At 52.5% G+C, this 21,839-nt stretch carries 15 protein-coding genes, 1 tRNA gene and 1 pseudogene; 7 read left to right on the plus strand and 10 right to left on the minus strand.

All coding sequences use genetic code 11. From position 1 onward, the window contains the following. Positions 1-153: 153 nt before the first annotated feature. The 4 genes from K3T82_RS40515 to K3T82_RS40530 form a co-directional block, all read right to left on the minus strand. Positions 154-384 (minus strand): KH domain-containing protein, encoded by a 231-nt coding sequence (locus K3T82_RS40515; protein WP_220199180.1) that lies wholly within the window; start codon positions 382-384, stop codon positions 154-156. Between the two features lie 79 nt (positions 385-463). After that, entirely contained in the window at positions 464-754 is a 291-nt protein-coding gene (rpsP, locus tag K3T82_RS40520; protein WP_220199181.1) for a 30S ribosomal protein S16, read from the minus strand. A gap of 167 nt (positions 755-921) precedes the next feature. After that, the gene (gene pyk / locus K3T82_RS40525) at positions 922-2,370 is read right to left on the minus strand and encodes a pyruvate kinase (protein ID WP_220199182.1); all 1,449 of its coding nucleotides are present in this window, start codon (positions 2,368-2,370) and stop codon (positions 922-924) included. A gap of 921 nt (positions 2,371-3,291) precedes the next feature. Continuing rightward, positions 3,292-4,173 (minus strand): ABC transporter substrate-binding protein, encoded by an 882-nt coding sequence (locus K3T82_RS40530; protein ID WP_220199183.1) that lies wholly within the window; start codon positions 4,171-4,173, stop codon positions 3,292-3,294. Between the two features lie 503 nt (positions 4,174-4,676). On the opposite strand from K3T82_RS40530, the gene serA reads away from it, so the two are divergent. The 3 genes from serA to K3T82_RS40550 all read left to right on the plus strand — a co-directional run bounded on the left by serA (position 4,677) and on the right by K3T82_RS40550 (position 9,004). After that, positions 4,677-6,404 (plus strand): phosphoglycerate dehydrogenase, encoded by a 1,728-nt coding sequence (gene serA / locus K3T82_RS40535; RefSeq protein WP_220199184.1) that lies wholly within the window; start codon positions 4,677-4,679, stop codon positions 6,402-6,404. A gap of 168 nt (positions 6,405-6,572) precedes the next feature. Next, on the plus strand, positions 6,573-7,310 hold the full coding sequence (locus K3T82_RS40545) for a CAP domain-containing protein (protein ID WP_236031854.1): 738 nt from the start codon (positions 6,573-6,575) through the stop codon (positions 7,308-7,310). A gap of 341 nt (positions 7,311-7,651) precedes the next feature. Continuing rightward, positions 7,652-9,004: a spinster family MFS transporter gene (locus tag K3T82_RS40550; protein ID WP_220199187.1), complete on the plus strand. Its 1,353-nt coding sequence runs from the start codon at positions 7,652-7,654 to the stop codon at positions 9,002-9,004. A gap of 186 nt (positions 9,005-9,190) precedes the next feature. Here K3T82_RS40550 and K3T82_RS40555 read toward each other — a convergent pair. After that, positions 9,191-9,262 (minus strand) — tRNA-Gly (locus K3T82_RS40555). Between the two features lie 346 nt (positions 9,263-9,608). Between K3T82_RS40555 and K3T82_RS40560 the strand changes: the two genes are divergently transcribed. Then, positions 9,609-10,364, plus strand: a complete 756-nt coding sequence (locus K3T82_RS40560) for a PspA/IM30 family protein (protein ID WP_220199188.1) — start codon at positions 9,609-9,611, stop codon at positions 10,362-10,364. Positions 10,365-10,373: 9 nt separating this feature from the next. On the opposite strand, the gene K3T82_RS40565 is transcribed toward K3T82_RS40560, so the two are convergent. Further along, complete coding sequence (locus K3T82_RS40565; protein WP_220199189.1) at positions 10,374-10,724, minus strand: hypothetical protein; 351 nt, start codon at positions 10,722-10,724, stop codon at positions 10,374-10,376. A gap of 397 nt (positions 10,725-11,121) precedes the next feature. Here K3T82_RS40565 and K3T82_RS40570 point away from each other — a divergent pair, with 397 nt between their 5' ends. The 3 genes from K3T82_RS40570 (at position 11,122) to K3T82_RS40580 (ending at position 14,115) form a co-directional block, all read left to right on the plus strand. After that, a complete protein-coding gene (locus tag K3T82_RS40570) occupies positions 11,122-12,330 on the plus strand; it encodes a cytochrome P450 (RefSeq protein WP_220199190.1) in 1,209 nt (402 codons plus the stop codon). 152 nt (positions 12,331-12,482) lie between these two features. Next, on the plus strand, positions 12,483-12,770 hold the full coding sequence (locus tag K3T82_RS40575) for a DUF427 domain-containing protein (protein ID WP_220199191.1): 288 nt from the start codon (positions 12,483-12,485) through the stop codon (positions 12,768-12,770). Positions 12,771-12,876: 106 nt separating this feature from the next. Next, positions 12,877-14,115, plus strand: a complete 1,239-nt coding sequence (locus K3T82_RS40580; protein WP_220199192.1) for a glycosyltransferase family 4 protein — start codon at positions 12,877-12,879, stop codon at positions 14,113-14,115. Between the two features lie 123 nt (positions 14,116-14,238). On the opposite strand, the gene K3T82_RS40585 is transcribed toward K3T82_RS40580, so the two are convergent. The 4 genes and pseudogenes from K3T82_RS40585 to K3T82_RS40595 all read right to left on the minus strand — a co-directional run bounded on the left by K3T82_RS40585 (position 14,239) and on the right by K3T82_RS40595 (position 21,730). After that, positions 14,239-16,221 carry a sensor histidine kinase gene (locus tag K3T82_RS40585; RefSeq protein WP_220199193.1) on the minus strand — a complete coding sequence of 661 codons (1,983 nt, stop codon included), beginning with the start codon at positions 16,219-16,221 and terminating at the stop codon, positions 14,239-14,241. Positions 16,222-16,502: 281 nt separating this feature from the next. Next, a complete protein-coding gene (locus K3T82_RS50535; RefSeq protein WP_420799400.1) occupies positions 16,503-17,249 on the minus strand; it encodes a molybdopterin dinucleotide binding domain-containing protein in 747 nt (248 codons plus the stop codon). Then, a pseudogene (locus K3T82_RS50540) lies at positions 17,247-18,622 on the minus strand (molybdopterin-dependent oxidoreductase); the annotation flags it as partial. The gene K3T82_RS50535 and the pseudogene K3T82_RS50540, both read right to left, overlap by 3 nt. Positions 18,623-18,688: 66 nt before the next feature. Continuing rightward, positions 18,689-21,730: an exonuclease domain-containing protein gene (locus K3T82_RS40595; RefSeq protein ID WP_220199194.1), complete on the minus strand. Its 3,042-nt coding sequence runs from the start codon at positions 21,728-21,730 to the stop codon at positions 18,689-18,691. Positions 21,731-21,839: the final 109 nt, after the last annotated feature.

Consider the following 21,839-nt stretch of genomic DNA (forward strand, 5'->3'; position numbering starts at 1 on the left):
CAGCCTCGCCGCAAAGCATCGCCATTCCGGAGATGCTCACGAACGGCATGAGCGATTGTGCTCTATGGAAACCTGAGCGCCGCTAGTAGCGCTACTGTGCTTCGTATACAAGCCGTATGGGCAACGGGCGGCGCCCCTCGCTCGCATTTGATCTTAGAGGATCTCTAGCGAGGTATGCCGTCCCTCACGCGTGCCACCGGCACGCAACAGCGTGCGCATAGCTTTTGCGACACGGCCCTGGCGTCCAATCACCTTACCAAAGTCGTCTTGCGCGACATGCAGTTCCAGAACCAGCGCATTACGGTCATTGCGCACTTCATTTACTTCCACTGCGGAAGGATCATCGACCAGCGACTGAGCAATGTACTCAATCAGTTTTTGCATACACTCACCTCTGCTCACCCGCTAGGCGGTATCGCAAGGAATACCGTACCCGAACTGATTACTCAGAATAACGTATCGTCTAGGCGTTTGAGGAGCCCTTGGCGGCAGCCTTCTCAGCCTCGAAGCGACCCAGAATACCGGCGCGCTTCAGGAGAGACTCAACAGACTCGGTAGGCTGAGCACCATTCTTCAACCAGCTCAGCGCCTTCTCTTCATTAATATTGATTGCGGACGGCTCAACGCGGGGGTTGTACCAGCCGATGTTCTCAATGATACGACCATCGCGGGGTGAGCGCGCGTCGGCAACAACAACACGATAGCTTGGGGCCTTCTTCATGCCCGTTCGTTTGAGACGGATTTTCACACTCATGCTTTTAAAACTCTTACCTCTCCCCCACTAAAGGGGCTGTATTTTCTACCAACCTGCGCCGCGTTCTCCAGTCGGCGCGTAACAACACGACAACATTAGCACCCTGTAGTGCCCCCTGAACTTCGGCCCAACTAGGATAGCATGCGACACTTGAATTGTCAACGCTCCTACACTCTATCCTCACCTACTGAATGCAGCTTCACAAAGTTAGTCCTTGCGCGGCTTGCGACGGGCAAACCTCCCATAAAGACAACATGCTCGCCACACGCGATCAGGCTCTCCTCTTGCAGGTGCGCATCCACATCAGCGATAACCTTCTCCGTTGTCCCTTCCATCGGGATATGATACGGCCAGATGCCCCACCATAGAGCCAGACGGCGATAGACCTGCTCCGAAGGGGTATAGGCTAGAATCGGTGTGCGGGGACGATCTTTCGAGATCAGATGCGCCGAGCTCCCGGTACGCGTGAAAACAACTATCGCTTTTACGCTTGCTTGCTCACTAAGCGCTCGCGCGGCATGGCTCACCGCACGCTCCTGGGTGAGCGCGTGTCGCGACGACTGCTGACCATTCACACGATAGCCTGCTTCGGTCTCAAGTGCGATCCTGACCATCATCTCGACCGCATCAATGGGATAATTGCCGGATGCCGTCTCAGCGCTCAACATAATAGCATCCGTTCCATCCAGGATAGCGTTAGCAACGTCGCTGGCCTCCGCACGTGTCGGACGCGGATTGTTGACCATAGATTCTAGCATCTGGGTTGCTGTAATGACTGGGAGGCAGAGTTCATTACATTTGGCGATAATGCGCTTCTGAATCAACGGCACTTTCTCAGGAGCCATCTCAACCCCTAGATCGCCGCGCGCGACCATGACTCCATCGGTCTCATTCAATATTTCATCAAGGCGCTCAATCGCCTCTGGCTTCTCTAGCTTCGCAATGATGGGAATGGGTTTGCAGTCCTTGTTGGCTCCCTGACACTCCTGCAACTGGCGAATATAAGCCTTGGCTTCGGTAATGTCTTCTGGCTTACGCACAAAGCTGAGCGCGACATAGTCCACCCCCTGCTCAATTCCGAAACGCAGATCTTCACGATCTTTCTCGGAGAGTGAGGGAACGCTCACCTCAACCTCGGGCAGGTTGATCCCCTTGTGCTCTTTCAACAGACCACCATGCACAATCAGGCATTCGACATCGGTCTCATTCTTGTCGAGTACCCGCAGTTCAAGCAAGCCATCATCAAGCAAAATACGATCACCCACCTTGACATCGCTGGGCAACTGCTTATACGTTGTTGATACACGTTCAACAGTTCCTTCAATTGGACGTGTCGTCAACGTAATGGTGGAACCATTAACGAGCATGACGGGGCGATGCTCATGGAGTCTGCCTGTGCGGATCTTGGGGCCTTGCAAATCCTGGAGTATCGCAATTGGGTAACGCAAACGCTTGGAAATAGCGCGAATGCTCTCTATAACCTGCGCATGCTCCTCATGCGTTCCATGCGAGAAGTTCAAGCGTGCCACATTCATTCCAGCACGCATCAAGCGCTCTAGCTGCTCTTCACTACGCGTCGCAGGTCCAATAGTACACACGATTTTTGTCCGTCTCATACTATCCTCTTACTCCTTATTCGAAAACCTAAGCGCGACAGCGCTAGCCGCGACAGCGGCGCCGTGCCCTCGTATGAGGGTTGGTTTTCGCATAAGATCTTACTCCTTATTCGAAAACCTGAGCGCTTCAGCGTTCGCCATGGCTCACATAGGGTCACGATAGTGACAGTGGTTTTCGTTTAAGACCTTCGCTCACTGGTTTTCTAACACGACTTTTCTGCGCGCACTCCACTCGCAGATACGCTCTTAACACACACATTGTGCGTCGTCGCACATAACCTTCATCGCTGAACGGACCAATCTCTATTCTGAAGCAATCAGGCGCTTTTCTCTCGTAACTGCCTCTCAGAAAACCTGAACTTGCTAGCGGCTCAGATTTTTCGCATAAGATCTTCTCCTTATTCGAAAATCTGGGCACATCAATGCTAGCTGCGGTAGCGACGTTGGGCTTCACATAAGAACCTTATTAATACAAAGAAACCCTGACCCGGCCTCCTCGCGATGGTTACGGATCAGGTTCAGATTGAGATATCGCTTATGCCTATCATTCGCCACGTCAGGCATCGCATACATTGTACTGCGCTCATCATAGGGCTACCTTTTGTTTTGTGCCACTCTCTACCATACCCATTCCCCTCCAGGGAGGCATATTTGCCCTCGCACTAGCAGAAGGCAACAATCACATTTGAATAAATCAAGAAAATATAAGACCACTGAGCCCTGATACTGATTGCTCAAGACGGCTATAGTGTAACACAACTCTGTAAACTAGCAAACAAACAAGCCTCATACCGGCAAGAAACTACTACTGTTATCAGCCCGATAATTTCGCGCATCATTGCAATAAAGGATAACAAAAACTGGTTCTCCTTCCCTTATCAGGCAAGAGAGAACCAGTTTTGTATGGATACAATCGTCAGGTTATTTGATCTTCTGGGCCGGATTGAGCTCCCATTTCTCGAAGAGTTTGTCGTAGGTACCGTCCTTCTTTACCTCATCGTACGCTGCCTTGAGCGCGGTATACATCTCTGTATCATCCTTGCGCACAGCAATACCTTCGGGGGCCTGGTCGGTAATCACACCGCCAACTTCGAACTGCCCGGGATTCAATTTGAGATAATAATCCGTCACTGGCGAGTCCTGATATGTCGCATCGACGCGCTTGTCTGCCAGAAGCTGAATGACGTCGGTCTGCTGATCGAGAACCGTCAATTGAATGGCTTGCTTGCCGCCAGAGGTGCAAGTCTTGGTGGCTGTGTTCAAGCTATCAAGCTCGACAGTTCCCGTCTGTACACCAACCTTTTTGCCACACAGATCTGTGACGCTTTTGATACCCAGAGGATTACCCTTTTGCACCAGCAGCGATTGACCAGCGTTAAAATACGGAATGAATTTGGCTTTCTGCTCACGCGTGTCATTGATGGTGAGGGCGGAAATAACAACATCGTACCGTTTCGCGGACAGATCGTCAATGATCGTATCAAAGCCAGCCTTTTGGACCTGAACCTTCAGCCCCATGCGCTTCGCCATCTCGGTAATCAGTTCAATATCAAAACCTGTGGGCTGTCCAGTGGTCGTATCCACATATTCCTGTGGAGGATATGTGGTATCGCTTCCAACGGTCAAAGTTCCAGACGTAATCAAGTTTGCCGGCGGTGTTACAGATACTTTCACATTGGAATCGGTAGGTGTATCACCACTGCCACCACAGGCAGCGAGAATCATGGTCATTCCAAGCACCACGGCTACGCCGAGTACTCGCCACGAAAGATGTTTCCCCCGTTTGGAGAAGGAAAAAAGCATGCACGGACCTCCTCAGAGATACTAAAGATGGACTAGAGCGTACAGCGAAGGGATTCCCCTACACATATTTATACATACGCTCGCTTACTCTCTTTTATCTCATAGGATGGGCCACAACGCAAGCCTTTTATAGACCAATCTTTATCTTGTCCCTCTATCCCTCCTACAACCATCCATTCGAGACAGCACTCAATCGGCATAAGTATAAAACTACTTAAGAGGAGGTAGCAGGAAAGAGGCAAGGTAATAGAGACCTTTTCCCGCGAAAGGATGCGAGTTTGACATCATAATCTTGATGCTATATTCTGAAGGTAGAGGTAAAAAACGCAACGGACAAGAGCGCGTGTTCCGTCGCGTAAACGTTGATCGCACAGGTGTAGGGGTTGGGCCATCGCACCAATACAAACGATCCCTCTGCGGTGCGCTGGCTATAGCTACCAGAAAGGAGCAGCGGCGGTGCGTCCTTCCCCGCATGGGGTTGGTCCTCACCACGCCACAGTTTTATGACACAGGTACACGAACCAATCGGCAAGGCGGCTCAAGAGCCCCAGACCGTTCGTATATTGATTACCGACAAGATCGCGCGTGAAGGGGTTGAGCTTCTTCAAACACAGATGCCAGATGCTCAGATCGATGAGCGGCGCGGTCTCACTCCAGAGCAGCTTCAAGAGGTTATTGGCGAATATCATGCCTTGATTGTGCGCAGCGAGACGCAGGTCACCGCCGAGGTACTCAACGCAGGCCAGAACCTGAAAATTGTTGGGCGCGCGGGTGTCGGTGTTGATAATATTGATACGGAGACCGCGACTCGTCAGGGTATTATTGTCGTGAATTCGCCAACGGGCAATATTATCGCCGCGGCTGAGCATACTATTGCTATGCTGATGTCCCTGGCACGCCATGTTCCTGCCGCTAACGCCAGCACAAAAGCCGGAAAGTGGGAGCGGAGCCGCTTCCTCGGGATTGAGGTTCGCAACAAAACGCTTGGCGTTGTAGGCCTGGGCAAGGTTGGCATGGCGGTTGCGCGCCGAGCACAAGGTCTAGAGATGCAGATTCTCGCATACGATCCTTTTGTATCGCCAGAGCAGGCCCGCAAAAACGGTGTGGAAATGGGGAGCCTGGAGGATGTCTTGCGTCGCTCAGATTTTGTAACGCTGCATACCTCCTTGACCAGCGGGCCTCAGGGCACACGCGGGCTGATAGGCGAGCACGAGTTGCGCATGATGAAACCAGGCGCTCGCCTGATTAACTGCGCGCGTGGTGGGCTCATCGAGGAAGAGGCACTCTTGAGCGCCTTAAATGATGGACATCTAGCAGGTGCCGCCCTCGATGTCTTCAGTCAGGAACCCATTCGCGATAATCCCACGCTTATTCAACTCCTGGCACATGAGCGCCTGATCGCCACACCACACCTGGGAGCCTCAACAGAGGAAGCACAGGTGAGCGTTGCGACTGACGTCGCTGAACAAATCGTCTCGGTCCTCAATGGAGGCTTTCCCAGAGCAGCGGTCAACGCGCCCCTCATCCTGCCCGAAACACTCAAGGTCCTTCAGCCATATATGACACTGCTGGAGAAAATGGGACGCCTTTATACCCAGCTGCAGCCGGGACCGCTGAGCAAAATCGAGGTCACCTACAACGGTGATATCGCTAGCTATGATCTGCGCCCACTTCAGGCCGCGCTGGTCAAGGGATTGCTCGAATCAGTCTCCGAGGTACATGTCAATATGATCAACGCCCAGGTGCTCGCGAAGCAGTGGGGACTGGAGATCGTTGAGCAGAAGTCTACAACACCAGCCGAGTTTGCAAATCAGGTGACACTACGTGTCCTAACACCTAACGGGACAACCTCCTCCTTTGTTGGCAAGCCTGGCATTGAAGACGAGCGCTTCGATGTCATTAGCGGCTCCGTTATTTACGATGATCCGCGCATTGTACGTGTAGGTCGCTACTGGAGCGAATTCAATCCCGAAGGCTATATCCTCTTCTGTCGTAACCTGGATCAACCGGGCATGATCGGGCGAGCTGGTACCATTCTGGGGAAAGCAGGCATCAATATCCGCCACATGGATGTCGGTCCTAGCGTGCGCAGACAGAGCGGACAGGTTACGCCTCACAAGGCCGATACAGCTCTGATGGTCATCTCTGTCGATGATACCATTCCTGATTGGGCTATCCGCGAGTTAAGCGAGACAGGTGATATCTTCGGCGTCACTGTCGTCAATCTCTAGACACAAACGCCGTATGCGAGGGAGAGAGGTGCTTCCACCTCCTCCCTTTTCTCGCGAAAAGTACTAGATTCTCAAGCGTCTCAACGGGCTCAAAGGGCATGTATGGTATACTCCATTTAAGGTCATCAATATACATATAACCCTATTGCAAGGAGCATGATTTCAGCGGTGAGAAAGCTCTGGTACATCATTTTATTCTGCCTGGTATGCTTGCTTGCTGCCTGTTCGCAGCAAACAGGGGAGATGGGCCTCTCACAACAAGCAAGCTTGCCAACCGTAGGCAAGTATACGCAAAGCGATGCCAATAGCGAACAGGTCACACACAGGATAGCCACACCCACCACAATCCCAGCCCATACCAGCACGCCTACAAATAACGAACCAACCGCACAACCAACGCAACCTCCACAAGTGACACCCACGTCAGCTGACAATAGCCAATCAGGGAGCACCAACTATGGCTATGGAACGCCACCCTCTCCGACCGGCCTAGAACAGCAACTTGAGCAGCGGGTTCTGACACTGCTCAATCGGCAACGCGTGCGCTATGGTCTGGCCCCACTCGTGCTCAATGCAGGCCTTTCACAGGTCGCGCGTATGCATACCTGGGCCATGACTGCATGTGGAGAATCTCATACCTGCCAGGGCGAACCCTCGCCTTGCGAACGTATCTTTAGTGTAAACCATCAGTGGAATACCTGCGGAGAGAGCCTGGGACAGAACGCTCTGGACCGCAATCAGCCCTGGCAATCGACGCAGTCACTCTTGCAAAGCAGGCTTGATGAATTGACACCTGCACATGCCCATGAAAGCGACTACCTCAATCCCCACTTACATTCAATCGGCATAAGTATTATTATCTCCCGAAATCATTCTCTATGGCTTACAGAAGACTTCGCAGGCTGAAGCTATATCCTGGCGCATCATGGTTCAAGCCAGTAACTCGAAGTCCTTGCTTCAATCCGAGAGCCCAGAAGAAATTTGGTGCCAAACTTCTTCTGGGCTCTTTCTCACTTCATAGGGGTCTTGCAGCTTAATTTCATCACTAAAAAAAACAACTCTGCGCGATTTGATATGCTCTTCCATTGCGCGTCTATGGGAATGAAGGGTGGATTCTCGGTTTTTCCACAACTTGATTCGCTCCTATGACGTATGTCTATGGACGGAGGCTTCGAGCAATGCTACGATTCCCTTAATGGCTACGATAAAGATGCCGACGTATATTGTGAAAGGTTCTTATTGACTATATGACAACTACCAAGGCTCCAACCCAGGCGTTTAAGGGTGTCAAGCCCATTACACGCAAACAGGCACGTTTTGCCTTCATTGTGCTCCTGGTTATCAATATCCTCAACTACGCGGACCGTTCAATTCTTGGTGCCGTGCAGACCAAAATACAGCCTGAATTTGGCCTCACCGATACCGAACTGGGCTTTATCATATCTTCCTTTCTGCTTATCTATGGTCTGGCAACCTTCCCGCTAGGAATCTGGGCCGATAGAGGTATACGCAAGAACATCGTCGCAGCCTGCGTTGGTATCTGGAGTATCGCGACGGCTCTGGCAGGCTTTACGCATAATTTCATTCAACTTCTCCTGACACGCTCAGCCCTCGGCATTGGCGAGGCGGGTTACGCCCCAGCGTCGCTCTCAATGATTGGCGACTACTTTCCCAAATCGGTTCGTGGGCGTATGCTCTCGCTCTGGTCTATCGGAAACGTTGTGGGAACAGCTATCGGTCAGATAACCGGTGGCATCATCGCGGTTACCTTGGGTTGGCGCTGGGCCTTCTTCTTCGTTGGAATTCCCGGTCTGATAATGGCCTTTCTGATCTGGCGCGCTGTGGAGCCGACACGTGGAGCCTTCGATCAAAGCGATACGGAAGAGGGAGCGGAAGAAGTAGCTGAGAGCGCGATGGCAGGACACGGAAGTTTGGGAACTGACATATGGCAGAAGTTTAAGGTAATCGGACGTATCCCAACCTTCTGGATTTTGCTTGGCTCCTTTATCGCAAGCTTCTTTATTGTAGGAGCAGCGACCGGCTGGATTACGACCTATATCATACGTGACTTCCATCTGACAGAAGGGCAGGCAGGTACCGTCTCTGGGCTTACGCTGGCAATAGGAAGCATTATTGGCACCATCCTGGGTGGCTGGCTGGGCGATGCCCTCCAGAAGCGTATGCCACAAGGACGTCTGCTCATTTCCACAATCGCTTTTCTGGCAGGCGCGCCACTCACCTTACTAGCGCTGAGCTTCCATGATCTCTATCCCTTTATCGGGGTCTTCATACTCGCCATCGTTGCCCTGAGCCTATGCCTGGGACCCATTAACGCGGTGATACAAGACATCATCGAACCTGATATGCGCGCTACGGCTACAGGCCTACTCCTGCTTATCGCACACCTGCTAGGAGACGCCGCCTCACCAATTATCATCGGCATCATTGCTGACCATACATCTCTAGGCACAGCCCTAATTACTACCGCGCCAACTTGTCTGTTTATCGCAGGCCTAATCTGTCTCATAGGGCTCAAGACGGTTGCCCGCGACATGCAAGCCATGCAGGAGCGCATGCGCCGGGCACAGTCCGCGCAATAAGCGTTCAGCATAATTGCTTCCCAACAAAATCACTATGAATAGCCTTGTTGGAAAGCAATTATGCATTTCTCAGAACTCCCTATCACCTTACGAAGAAACGGAGGCCGCCTGAAAGAGGGTCACAGGTGGATCGCCATTGATCCACCTGCTCTCTCAGGCGGCCTCCGCTATTTGGGCATAAAAAAGAGCGAGAGACGGGATTCGAACCCGCGACCATCACTTTGGGAAAGTGACACTCTACCACTGAGTTACTCTCGCTTGCTTATCGCTTACCTTGCGTAGTATACCCCAACATCAGGAAATTGTCAATCATTTTTGCCGCCAAGTCAGCACCTTCCCCAAATCTTCACAAAGAACGGGAAACCGATGCAGCGATCCCTCACACTTCTTCCTCAGGATGGGTATGAAAGGGCCACACACATGTTTTCAGCATGACCAGTCGAGATTGGAAAATGGCCTCACATTCGCGTATGATATGGTAGTGAGAGCATTCAAGGCACAACAGAAGACCTGGAGCATACGTACATGAAGTGACAGGTAATAAGTTTATGCCAATGAGATGGGCTCGCTTCAGGCCTATGTGTATCGTCTTAAGGAGAGGTTTATGGGCTTTTTCTCGCGTCTACTCAACTTCCTCCGCATCCGTTCCAACGCCGCGCTGTACAAGGCTGAGGAGCCTGGAGAAGTTATGGACTATTCATATACCAAACAACGCGAACAGGTACAGCAAATACGTCGAGCGGTCGCCGATATCGCGACCAGCGAGAAGCAGCTTGAGCTTCAGCAGACAGAGCTACTCAACAAGGTAGAGAAAATCACGGGGCAGGCCCGACAGGCCCTTGCAGCGGGACGTGAAGACCTGGCACGCATGGCTCTACAACGCAAAGAGGCACTAGTCACTCAGCTTAACGCCTCAGAGCAGCAAATTGCCCAGGTACGCGCGCAAAAGGAGCGCCTGATTCAGATGGAGAGGGACGTGGCAGCACGCGTAGAGACCTTTCATACCCAGAAAGAGATTGTCAAGGCACGCTATAACGCATCTCAGGCCCAGGTCAAACTTCATGAAACTTTAAGCGGGCTCTCAGGGGAGATGGAAGAGGTCAATCAGGCTATGCAACGCGCGCAAGAGAAGATCCTGTTGACGCAGGCTCGAGCTAATGCTCTGGATAATCTGCTGGAGCAAGGAGTAATTGGGGAACAAACCTACTTAGGTGGAGATACGCTTGACCGAGAGTTGCAGAAGATCGCTTCACAACAAAACGTTGAGCTTCAACTTGAGGCGATGAAAGAACAACTGCAACTCGGAGGGCCAAACACACAGCCAAAACAAATTGAAGGGCCAACCTCGTCTATCGAGTAGAGCGAGAGGTTAGCCCTTCTTCTTGGCTTTCTCTTTCTGCGCTTTGTAGAACGACTTTGGTCTCGGGTGACGTGTAGTGTCAACATAGGCCGCAGGAGCCGAGTCTTCGCGAGCTGCGATTTCAGTTTCATCACGCTCACTGACCAATTCCTGTAAATCATTGTAGATATTATAGTTGTCAATCACTTCTGGCATCCGTAACATGTGACGCAACACCTGTACTTGTGCTACAGAGGTTTTATCACCTTTAGCGGGCTCAGCTCGCTTTAACAACTTCTCCACCAGGTCCATGCTGTCGTCGTGCGCCCCAATTCCCTCTAGCCGCTCGCGAACAACGTGTAATTGCTCGTATAAGTTCATCTGAAAAATCCTCCCGCAAACACTAGAGTCAGCTAGAAGTATGGTAGCATAGACCTCAGGCCACGTCAAATACTGCTATCATGCGTACCAGTGCTCTGTCATTCTCTCAGATTTCTATTGCGGAGAGCCAACTCGATTGAGCTGTAAGTTCCGTACAGCCTAAAACTTGCGCCTACCTACAGAGGATGAAAGCCCCCCGAGCGCCGCTGTGATCTCTTATTCCTACACCCACCCGTTACTCGGAACACGCCTCTCTCTATAGTACATCTTCTATTTAAAACGGCTCACTTTGACAAGGATGACGTTATTGTCCTACAATTTGACTTGATAGTCATAGAATGACATAAAAATCCCAGACGAATAACATGCTGCTGATAGTGCTGAGAAAGGTTTGTATATGCAACAACCACAAACTCATCGTGGAGCACGCGGCTTCTCCCCTTTTCGTATACACACACTCACAGAGATTCTTCAGAGTTACGATTGGTTTAAACAGATGCGAGACTCCAGCCCTGTTTACCAAGACGAGCAGACACATCTTTGGCAGGTCTTCCGCTATGAGGACGTACAAAAGGTAATTACTGACTATCAGCGCTTCTCTTCAGAAGCGGTGCCGGGATTTTCCGAGGACTCTTTCTTGCGTGATACGGTAGTGGCGAAAGATCCGCCTGACCACCGCAAACTACGTAATCTGGTCAATGTGGCCTTTACGCCAAAATCAGTCGCGCGCTTAGATGGTCTGGTAACACAGATTACGCAAGAATTATTAGACGAAGTTTTGCCTCTCGGCAAAATGAATGTGGTTTCTGATATAGCCTTTCCGCTTCCAGCAAAAATCATTGCGGAGATGCTAGGTGTGCCACGAGAAGACTGGGATATCTTTCGCCGCTGGGCCATCTCTGAGCCAACCGAGCAAGCCACATCGCGCGAAGAGACGATGCGTGCGCGCCAGAGAGTGGGGCAGCAAATGTATGATTACTTCTCTGGGCTACTAGCCGAGCGCAGACGCAACCCGCGTGAGGACCTTATCACCTCCTTAAGTAAAGCCGAAATTGATGGCGAGCACTTGAGTGAAGACGAGCTGGTAAACTTCTGTATCCTCCTATTGGCAGCAGGTCAGGAGACAACCAAGAATCTAATTGCCAATGCGGTCCTCTGTTTCACTGAGCATCCCGAGAGTATGCAGCGCTTAATCGCCAATACCGCCTTGATGCCTGCGGCAATCGAAGAGGTTCTCCGTTATCTGGCCCCTGTCTGGTTTCTTTTCCGTCGTACAACAACCGAGGTAGAACTTGGCGGACAGCGCATTCCGGCCAATTCGATTGTCCTGCCCTGGCTGGCTTCGGCAAACCGTGATCCAGAACAATTCCCTGAGCCAGATCGCTTTGATATTCAACGCGAGCCTAATCGGCATCTTGGTTTTGGACATGGCATTCACTTCTGCATTGGCGCTCCCCTGGCTCGCCTGGAAGCCAGGATCGCTCTCCCAATGATGTTAGCCCAATTGAAGAACCTTCAGCGTGTTCCAGATTTCCCCATTACGGTGCGAGCAGGTGTTGTCTTTGTGATCCAATCGTTACCAGTTACCTTCCAGGCTCGTGCTTGAGTAGGAGAAAGCAGAGGGTGGCATATTTCTCTTGAAAGCTACGCCACCTTCCCGACACGCGCTATCCCATAGTTTGAACGTGCACACCAACCCGAAGCCTCCTCTAAGGAGGATGCATAAACAAATTTTATGCTAGAGAATGGAGAGCATTCATGGTAAAAGCAACCTGGAATGGTATTACATTGGCAGAAAGTGATAAATGTGTCGTGGTGGAGGGAAATCAATATTTCCCCCCGGAATCGGTCAGGCGCGAATACCTGAAGGAAAGTAGCACGCATACAACCTGCCCCTGGAAGGGCGAGGCTAGCTACTATTCGGTTGAGGTAAATGGCGAGACGAATAACGATGCCGCCTGGTATTATCCCGCACCGAAGGAGGCCGCCAATCAGATAAAGGATCACATCGCCTTCTGGCGTGGCGTCAACGTGGAAGTAGAGTAAAATAGGGTCATTTAGGGATGTTGCGAACAAGATAGATGTATGTTATAAACACCTTATTCCCAGGCTCATGTATCTATCCTTTAACATCCTATGGAGCGCGTGAACTATGCGGATTCTTGTCCTGACCCAGGTGGTAGTATACCCTGCTGATGCTGGCCCCAAGGTAAAGACCTTACAAGTTCTTCGTCACCTGGCGAAGCACCATGACGTGACCTACTGCACTTTTATACGCAGTGAACGGGAAGCACAGGAGGCGAGCGTGCTCCGCACCTTCTGCAAGCGCGTAGAAATGCTTCCCATCAAGCGCTCAAAGCTAAGTGACGCACGCTTCCTGATGGAGAGCCTGCTTGTGAACGATTCGTTTATCTTGCGCCGCGACGAGCGTTCGGATATGAAGGCCCTAGTTCGACGCCTGCTAAGCGAAGAGCAGATCGATGTATTGCACGTTGACCAGCTCAACATGATGCGCTTTGTGCCTGATGATTGGCAAGGAACGGTGGTACTCGATGAGCATAACGCTGTCTGGCAGGTCGTAGAACGCTTGCGCCGAGGGGCGAGGAATCCGCTAGCAAGACTCTTACTCAAGCGCGAGGTACGCCTGATGCGGCGCCTGGAAGGAGAGGAATGTCGGCGCGCCGATGTTGTGCTCGCCGTGAGCGAAGAGGACAAGATGGCACTACGCGAGGTTGGCGGAGAGACCTTGCCAGTAGAGGTAGTCCCTATTACGGTCGATGCTCAGCACTTCGCCTCGCTCTATGCCACTCGCGCGCCCCTGCCAATGCATATTCTGACCATTGGCACTCTCTTCTGGCCGCCAAATAGCGAAGGTATTCTCTGGTGGCTACGTGATGGCTTTCCTCGCCTGCGCACGCTCTGCCCCGAAGCGGCCTACGATATTGTAGGTGCGCGCCCGCCACGGGCATTACAAGCATTAGCGGAGCAGCTTGATGGAGTCCAAATGCATGGCTATGTCGCTGACGCGGAGCCTTTTTGGAGAGAAGCAAGCGTCTTAATGGTACCGCTCCTCTCAGGAGGGGGCGTGCGAGTAAAAATTCTAGAGGCTATGGCAATGGGAGTGCCCGTCGTTTCAACCACAGTAGGTTGCGAAGGGCTAGCAATACGCGATGGAGAACATCTACTCATAGCCGATACACCTCAAGATTTAGCCCAGGCCTGTGCCAGAGTACTACAGGATAGAGAACTGGAACGCACCCTGGCACATAATGCTCGCGAGCTTATCCTTGAACGGTACGATGTCACCTCTGCTCTACGCGTTCTTGACGACATCTATGGACGCATAGGCAAGCAGGAGCAAGAGGAGCAAACGCAAGGCATCTCCCATTGACGCTGGTCAATGATGATCGCGAAGAAGCATCGCGCAAGCGAAATTCCTCTTGAATGCCACTGTAATTATCTGTTTGCCGCCTGCTATGACAGCATGTAGACGCAAATCGCCTGCCAGTTTCGATTAACTGGCAGGCGATTTGCGTTCGACCTCCGGGAGGGCGATCAAGAAATTGCAGCCTTCGCCAACCAGGCCAGAGCTTTCAAGCCAGATAGAGCCATTCATGGCTTCAACCAGTTTGCGACTGAGATAGAGGCCCCAACCAGAACCACGCTGAGACTGAGTTGCCTTGCCAGCCAGGCGTGAGAACTTGGTAAAGAGCTTGGATTGCTCTCTCTTGCTAATACCTGCCCCCCAGTCACGCACCCAGATAAGGACATAACGCCCATCCGGCAAATCCACTTGAGCGCCAGATTGCGCGCTCGCTACGCGTTTGACGATCTCCTCGCGGGAGATATGAGCCATCCCAATAGCGACACGAGTCGCGGGAGGGGTATACTTCAAGGCGTTGCTAACAAGATTCATGAGCACCTGCCGCAAACGCAGGTCATCTGCCCAAACAGTGAGGTCATCCTCTAGCGCAAGGGTAATTTCGCGCCGTTCACGCGAAATAATTGGATCGAGGATTTCTAATATCTGGCGCACGGCACTGGTAATGGAGACAGCATCCCGCTTGAGCGATACCCACTCCTGATCGATGCGGCTGGTATCCATAACGTTGCCTAGCAGCAAGATCAACTCATCACAGGCCCGGCGCGCGTTCGCGATAAAGCGCTGCTTACGGCTCTCATCGAGGGTGGCACTATGTGTGCTCAGCAATTCCAGATACCCCTGGATGGCGGTAAGGGGAGTGCGCAACTCATGCGAGGCAGTCATTAAGAATTGATTCTTGAGGTTCTCAGAATCCTGAGCCTGGCGCATAGCGTCATTCAACTCACTATATCTGCGAGCATTCATAATGGCGATACCAGACTGCAAGGCAATCTCTTTGACCATTTCCAGGTGGCGCGACGTGTAGGAATGACGCTGATAAGACTGCACTGAAAGCATCCCAATGACACGCGTACCATAATATATGGGAGCGAAGAGCAACGATTCGCTTAGACGTTTACCTCCTATGAGTAAGACCTCACGCCTGGGTGTATGTTCGCGCACAAATTCTCCATACTCTTCAGAGGTAGAGAAGCTATGTGTAAGATGATTATTCAGCATCTCGCGTATCCAGGGCATAATAGAAGAAAATACTCTTCCAGTGGGGGGATAGAGCACGCCTTCATCTATAAAGAAATCCATTGTAAACTCATCCCGGAGAAGATCCATGCGCTGGACATAGAAAGCGTCGACAGGCATGACAAGGCAGAGTTGCTCATAAAGTACCTGATAGACTGTGCTCAGGTCACGTAACGCTTCAGGAGAGGAGAGCGCGCGCCCAATCTTGATCAAGGCTGCGCGTTCCTGGCTACTTTGGCGAGCCTCCTCATATAACTGAGCCCATTCAATAACGCTTGTTGCCTGATTAGCAAAAACCTCTAAAACCTCCATTGTTTCTGTCGTGGGACGCAGTTCATTCAGTGGAGCATCAGGTGTCAGGAAGCCGATAATTGTACCGTCGGCTTTGCGTAGCGGAACCAGTAATAGATCATCGCTATACCAGCGCCCCTCCTCACGTGGCTCCTCAAGCTGTTCCGTGGTATGCGAGATAGTACGGACAGGTTCTCCCTCCTGAACAACGACAAAGTGCGCCGCAACACCAACATCTCGCCAGACCTCAGAACGACCAGGAATCAAATATGAATTACAATGCTGAAAGCCAGGCTGCATGAGCAGATCCGCCACAGTGGCAGGCATGGGATGTTGGCGAAGATAGGTATCATATTCGGGAGGCAAACTTGAAGAGGTCGCGCGAACATAAAAGCTATTATGAAGCGCATCTAACAGGTAGAGAGCATTATAACGATAACCGAGAGCCTCGCAGGTTGCGTCAGCAATTTGTGCGAGCAAGACGTCTACATCTATATGTTGATGCAAAGATGTCCAAATCTCAGAAAGAGAACGCAGAACATCGCGATAGACGTGCGTAAGATCTCCTTGTACATGCATCTGCATGACGGCCGTACTACCTTTCAAAACGCGTAAACACGTATTGATTCCCGTAAATTGTTTCTTGATGAGCCTTAACGGCATCTATTTGAGAAACGCTCTACGACACATCGCACCGATGGCTCAGTGTATGGCCTTGGCTAGGCAAGAGACCTTTCAACAGTACCTCATGCGCACCATAATACTCTCTTTATGAGAAACAGTTCAAAGGTCTAAGCTTGCCAGTTATCCTATAAACGTGTAAATCCTAATCTCACTGTAAAAGATTATAGCATACAGAGACCATGTTATACCTCTTTTGCTGGTTCAACCAGGACCATGTTGGTATAGAATGTGCTTCCACCATTGAAATCAGCGAGACGATCCGATGTTGTCCAATTGATATTGCGCTGATCAGGGCTAAATTTAGGCCACCAGACGGTAGGAGTTGAGAGCACACCCTCGCGAACCCCCTCGGACACCTCGGCAACCAACTGACACCATCCACGCTCGTTGCCAACACGGACGAGTTGACCGCTCCGAATGCCGCGCTTCTCCGCATCGCGTGGATGGATAGTGAGACGCGGCACGCGCTCCTTCGCCTTGAGCGTCTCCACATTGGCGAAGGAGGAACTAATAAAATGGTGCGCGGCGGCACTCACCAATGGTAACCGCTCATCTACGACCTCAATAGCATCCTCACGGATATGTGATTCCTGCTCTGGAACCCAACCAGGCACAGGATCATAACCATTCGCGGCAGCCTGCTCCGAGTAGAACTCGACCTTGCCAGAAGGAGTGCTAAACTTATGTCGCGCGAACGGGATGCGCTCCTCTTCGGGAATCGCCAGAGGAATTGCCCCTTCGGTCTGCAAACGCTCCAGCGTAATACCTTCAAGGTAAGGATTCGTACGTGCGGTCGCTTCCAGCACTTCCTCGATGATCTCATCGATCTCGGACTGAAGCCAGGGCTCCTCATAGCCCATACCCCGTGCGAGAGCCCGCATCACATCCCAGTTACTTCGAGCCTCGCCCAACGGCTCAATGGCAGGCATATTATAGTGCAGATTCAGGTGACCATAAGGCTTATGTAGATCACGCTGCTCTAACTGGCTTGTTGCTGGAAGCAGGATATCGGCGTAGCGCGCGGTATCGGTCTCAAAAAGGTCGTGAACTACAGTAAAGAGATCTTCGCGCATCAGGCCTTCGGCGATCTTGCCCGCATTCGGCGATGATGCAGCGGGATTGGCATTGTAGACATAGAGCGAGTAAACAGGGGGATTGGCCTCACCAGTGAGGATCGCGCCCAGGCGGTTCATATTGAGCATACGTGGCACTGTCGGGCAGGTTGCCTCATGCCCACGCCCAAGGGTGAGCTTATCCCATCGCACCCAATCGCTGGTGCTATACATCAAACCACCACCGCGCGTACCGTAATGCCCGGCAACAGCGGGAAGGCAGAGAAGGGTACGCACCGTCTGTCCACCATTGGTGTGCCGATTGATCCCATCCGTCAAACGAAGCATCGCGGGTGTGCTCGTAGCATAGCGGCGAGCAAGATCAACGATAGTCTCCACAGCCAGACCAGTAACGCGGGCTGCGCGCTCCGGTGGATACGCCTCAATACGTTGCAGCAGGTGTTCCCATCCCAGGGTATGCTCATCAATCCACTGCTGATTATGCAGGTTCTCATGGACCATGACATGCATCATCGCCAGGGCTAGCGCGGCGTCGGTTCCAGGATAAGGCTGGATATGCTGATTGGCAGAGCGTGCCGTCAGAGTGCGTACGGGATCAATCACAACAATGTGCGCACCATTCTTCTGGGCCTGGCGCAGGAAGGGCATAAGATGGGGTGCGGTGCTGGCGGGATTACTCCCCATATAAGAATCAGCTTGCTTTCAACCAGCGTCTCAGGCGAGGGAGCGAGCCGACCGCCAACGATGAGTTGTACTGCCTCTTCGGCGGCATGCCCGCAGATGGCACGCTCAAGGCCCGAGACACCCATACGATTCCAGAGGCGAGTATCGGCTACGGCTCCCTGGACCATACCCAACGTTCCGGCATAACTATAGGGCAGGATACATTGCGCCCCATGCTCATCAATGATCCTCTGCCATTGGTGCGTAATCTCGGCAATGGCCTCATCCCAGGTGATACGCTCAAATTGCCCACTTCCTTTAGGTCCAACACGCCGCATGGGATAAAGCAGGCGTTCAGGATGGTAGACACGCTCCAGGTAACGGTTCACTTTGGCGCAGAGCCAGCCCTGGGTAATCGGATGGTCGGCTCGACCGCGCACACTAACAGCGCGCCCCTGCTCATCGACACGCGTCTCCAGGGCGCAACAGTCGGGACAATCGTGAGGGCAAGAACCATACACGACACGTAAGTTACGTGGCGAGGTAACAGTGGTATCCAGGGCCATGAGAGATCCTTTCGGAATAGGGTAAGCAGCAAAATAGGTCAAACACAATGTACTTTATGCTACAGTTTAATCCCATGCTCCCGTCACAGTCAACCAGTCAAGCACGGTCTCAGATACCCGTGAAGCACCTCCACGCCGCTGCGAACAACGAGGAAGACTATGGAGCACCATCTCACCATACTCTTTGGAAATGACGCGCTTATCAAAGAGGATGACAGCGTTACGCTTGCCATCGTGCCAGGCGATCTTGTTAAGCGCGCGGCGTACACGCAGGGCTGCCAAAGGCACAGTCAGATTATGCAACTGATCCGAGATTAGCTCGGCACGGGCCGCGATAGGCGGGTCACTCAGGACAGGCATAGGCAAGCGCGAGACAATCAGGCAGACAGGCGTCCTGGTTACGTCATCAAGGCCATCCCAGAATGAGCCCGTTCCCAGCAGCACAACACGTTCCTGGTCGCGGTAGATCTGCCACAGGTGGCGCGGAGAGCCATCAATGCCCTGCCCCAAAACCAGGATACCACGCGACTCTAGCAAAGGCTTAATGGTAGCATAGGTACTTCGTAATGCGGCATGCGAAGTAAAGAGCGCGACGGTTTGCCCCTCCAAAGCACCCGCAACCTGCACAATGGTCTCATCGAGATGGCGCTGATATTGCGGAACATTGGGTTCGGGCACATCATCCATGAGATAGAGGAGCGTCTGGTCCTGACGCGCGGCTTCGAGCGAGTACGTGGCACACAGCTCACTATCGAGCCCCAGACGCCCCTGTGCAAAGGCAAAGGAGTGATCGACGGAAAGCGCAGTCCCCGCGAAGACTGTTCCTCCTGTCTCCTTTTGCAAGAGGCGGCGCAACAGAGCGGAGGTCTGTATCAGTTGCGTATGGAGAACGGGTGCGGCATGCTCAACCGAAGCATTACTCTGGCTTTGCTGACGCTGGTTACTGGAAGCAGGCATAGGAGGTACACGCAGCCAGTACACATACTCACTCTCACCAGGAGCAAGCGCTTGCTCGCCCAGGCGCTTCAGCGCCCTAAGTTCAGAGGCGACAGCGGTAAGTTCTGATGCCAACGCGCTCTCTTCGCCGCTTCCCTTCTCAACACGCCCTCCTTTACGAGGTGCAAGCATGAGCTTCTCCGCCTGGCACGCGAGATCGATCACCACTTGCAGGCGATTGGCTGTCTGCTTCCAGGCACGCTCAACGTCACCCCACGCGGCAACCTGTCGTGTGTGCATACTCAGGCGCAAGGGCTGATCTCCACGGTCAGGGGTGCGCGCGCCCGTCCGACCAGCACTCTCGCCTTTGCCCTTTCCATTCCCTTGCTGCTTCGCCTCCTCAATTAAGGTATAAAAAGAGTTGAAGAGCTGTTCTACCGCAATCTGTGCCTGCTTCAGGGCCTGATACCAGCCAAGCATGCGCTGATCTAGCTCATTTTTAGCAATGGTTGACGTTGAGGAGAGGCCTCCTGGTCCATTTTCGCGCAGGGAGGGGGCAGCCAGAGCAAGCAATCCTTGATAGCGACCATTGGGAAGTTCAGCGCCAAGCGTGTTAAGTAGATTAAACAGGTGAGCCTGCTGCAACTCAGAGCCGCTCCAACGCGCGCATTCCTCATCAAGCAAGTCGGCATCAAGGATCAAGCGCTGCTTAATATCTGTAAGGAGAGATTGTGAGGAAGAGAGGTCATCAAAGAGGGCGGAGTGCGTTGTCACAACGATGCGAGCCTTCTTTACACGCTCCTCAGCCAGATTCACGAAACAGAGACCTTTGCGTCGATAGGTACAGCGTTGATAGATAGAGCCAGCACGTGGGTCTACCGCTGGAAGGCGCTCAACGCCAGAAGAAATGCGCTCCCAGGCCGCTGACTCCTGGGGGAGCAGTGTCAGCTCACGTCGCTCACCAGTCAGGGTCTGCTGTGCCCAGAGGCCAAGCTTCGCCAGACCGCGTGCCTGTTCGGCTGTTAACTCGCCACTAGTACGGCGTAGAGCCGCACCAAACCAACGATGCAAGCAGAGATAGCCACCACGTTCGGCAAGGTAGGCCACCGGTAGAGACTCGCCCTGGCGCTCTTGCAGGCGTGGCAAAATAGACTCCATCAGGCGGCGTGCACTCTGTTGATTGGAGCAGGAAATTACCAGGCGACGTGGCGATTTCTCATCCTCAGATGTGGCTTGAAGCCATTGTAGAGCAGGCCACAGGGCAGGTGTATACTCTTTATCCCCTGTGGTAACCTCTACCAGCAACGGCTTCTGTTGCGCAAAAGCATCATGGATAGCCTCCTGCATAGGAGAAGCTTCGGCTAATATGGGTTCATGTGTCTGCTCCGTACCCTCACTAGTTGACGATTTGAGAGTATGAATGTCTACAGGGAGAGTCTCAACCTGAGACGTCCCCTGCTGCTTCTGGCGAGAGATAGAGAAAGAGAGCACACGTGGGTCCATTTCCAATTGTGCCGCAAGCCGGTCGCCAAGAATTCCGCGTCTAAGATTATGCTCACCATCTTGTTCCTGGCGCACACGTAATTCATGACGGAAGAAATGAAGGAGCGGCCAGGAGCGAGGCGCATCCAGGTGCGCAAGGTCTTGTAGGAGGGTCAGGTCTACTTCCTGCAAGCGCTCGTAAAGAGCCAGGAAAACCTTCATCGCTAGTACAGTATCCACCATCGCGCGGTGTCGATCTTCAGGCACCAGAATGCCAAGGGAGTGTGCGACCTGTCCCAGGTTATAGCTAGCGAGTGATGGAAGCATCACGGTGGCTAGCTCAAACGTGTCGATCATCGGGTTAGCACGCGCCAATCCCCAGCGCCTCAAGAAGCTCACATCAAAGGGGATGCTATGGCCGACAATGGGGTAATCACCGAGGAAATGGTGAAGCTGGCGCGAGATGCGGTCAAAGGGAGGAGCACCAACGAGCAGATCAGGCTTGATACCGGTCAGGCGCTGCACACGATAGGGAATGGAGCGCCCTGGCGAGATAAACGTTTCAAACGTATCTAAGACTTCAGTGCCTTGAAACTTGATAGCGGCAACTTCTAGGATCGCATCCTGTTCAACATGAAGACCTGTTGTTTCCAGGTCGAGAGCGACACGAATGGCCGACTTTTTCGCCATAAATACAAATTCCTTATGATCTGCTGGTAAGAGGACCAGGCAGACACCGCCCGGCTCCGATATGATATGGTATTGCTAGACCTAACCATGACATAGGGAATCACATGTC

The organism is Ktedonospora formicarum (assembly GCF_016587355.1).
Taxonomy (GTDB): Bacteria; Chloroflexota; Ktedonobacteria; order Ktedonobacterales; family Ktedonobacteraceae; genus Ktedonobacter; species Ktedonobacter formicarum.

What these genes read in the sequence shown, in the direction of transcription:
- K3T82_RS40585 (WP_220199193.1), bottom strand. Translation starts at nt 16,221, where the DNA reads ATGCAGATGCATGTACAAGGAGATCTTACGCACGTCTATCGCGATGTT.
- pyk (WP_220199182.1), bottom strand. Translation starts at nt 2,370, where the DNA reads ATGAGACGGACAAAAATCGTGTGTACTATTGGACCTGCGACGCGTAGT.
- K3T82_RS40595 (WP_220199194.1), bottom strand. Translation starts at nt 21,730, where the DNA reads ATGGCGAAAAAGTCGGCCATTCGTGTCGCTCTCGACCTGGAAACAACA.
- K3T82_RS40580 (WP_220199192.1), top strand. Translation starts at nt 12,877, where the DNA reads ATGCGGATTCTTGTCCTGACCCAGGTGGTAGTATACCCTGCTGATGCT.
- K3T82_RS40565 (WP_220199189.1), bottom strand. Translation starts at nt 10,724, where the DNA reads ATGAACTTATACGAGCAATTACACGTTGTTCGCGAGCGGCTAGAGGGA.
- K3T82_RS40575 (WP_220199191.1), top strand. Translation starts at nt 12,483, where the DNA reads ATGGTAAAAGCAACCTGGAATGGTATTACATTGGCAGAAAGTGATAAA.
- K3T82_RS40530 (WP_220199183.1), bottom strand. Translation starts at nt 4,173, where the DNA reads ATGCTTTTTTCCTTCTCCAAACGGGGGAAACATCTTTCGTGGCGAGTA.
- K3T82_RS40570 (WP_220199190.1), top strand. Translation starts at nt 11,122, where the DNA reads ATGCAACAACCACAAACTCATCGTGGAGCACGCGGCTTCTCCCCTTTT.
- K3T82_RS40515 (WP_220199180.1), bottom strand. Translation starts at nt 384, where the DNA reads ATGCAAAAACTGATTGAGTACATTGCTCAGTCGCTGGTCGATGATCCT.
- serA (WP_220199184.1), top strand. Translation starts at nt 4,677, where the DNA reads ATGACACAGGTACACGAACCAATCGGCAAGGCGGCTCAAGAGCCCCAG.
- K3T82_RS40560 (WP_220199188.1), top strand. Translation starts at nt 9,609, where the DNA reads ATGGGCTTTTTCTCGCGTCTACTCAACTTCCTCCGCATCCGTTCCAAC.
- K3T82_RS40550 (WP_220199187.1), top strand. Translation starts at nt 7,652, where the DNA reads ATGACAACTACCAAGGCTCCAACCCAGGCGTTTAAGGGTGTCAAGCCC.
- rpsP (WP_220199181.1), bottom strand. Translation starts at nt 754, where the DNA reads ATGAGTGTGAAAATCCGTCTCAAACGAACGGGCATGAAGAAGGCCCCA.
- K3T82_RS50535 (WP_420799400.1), bottom strand. Translation starts at nt 17,249, where the DNA reads ATGCCTGCCATTGAGCCGTTGGGCGAGGCTCGAAGTAACTGGGATGTG.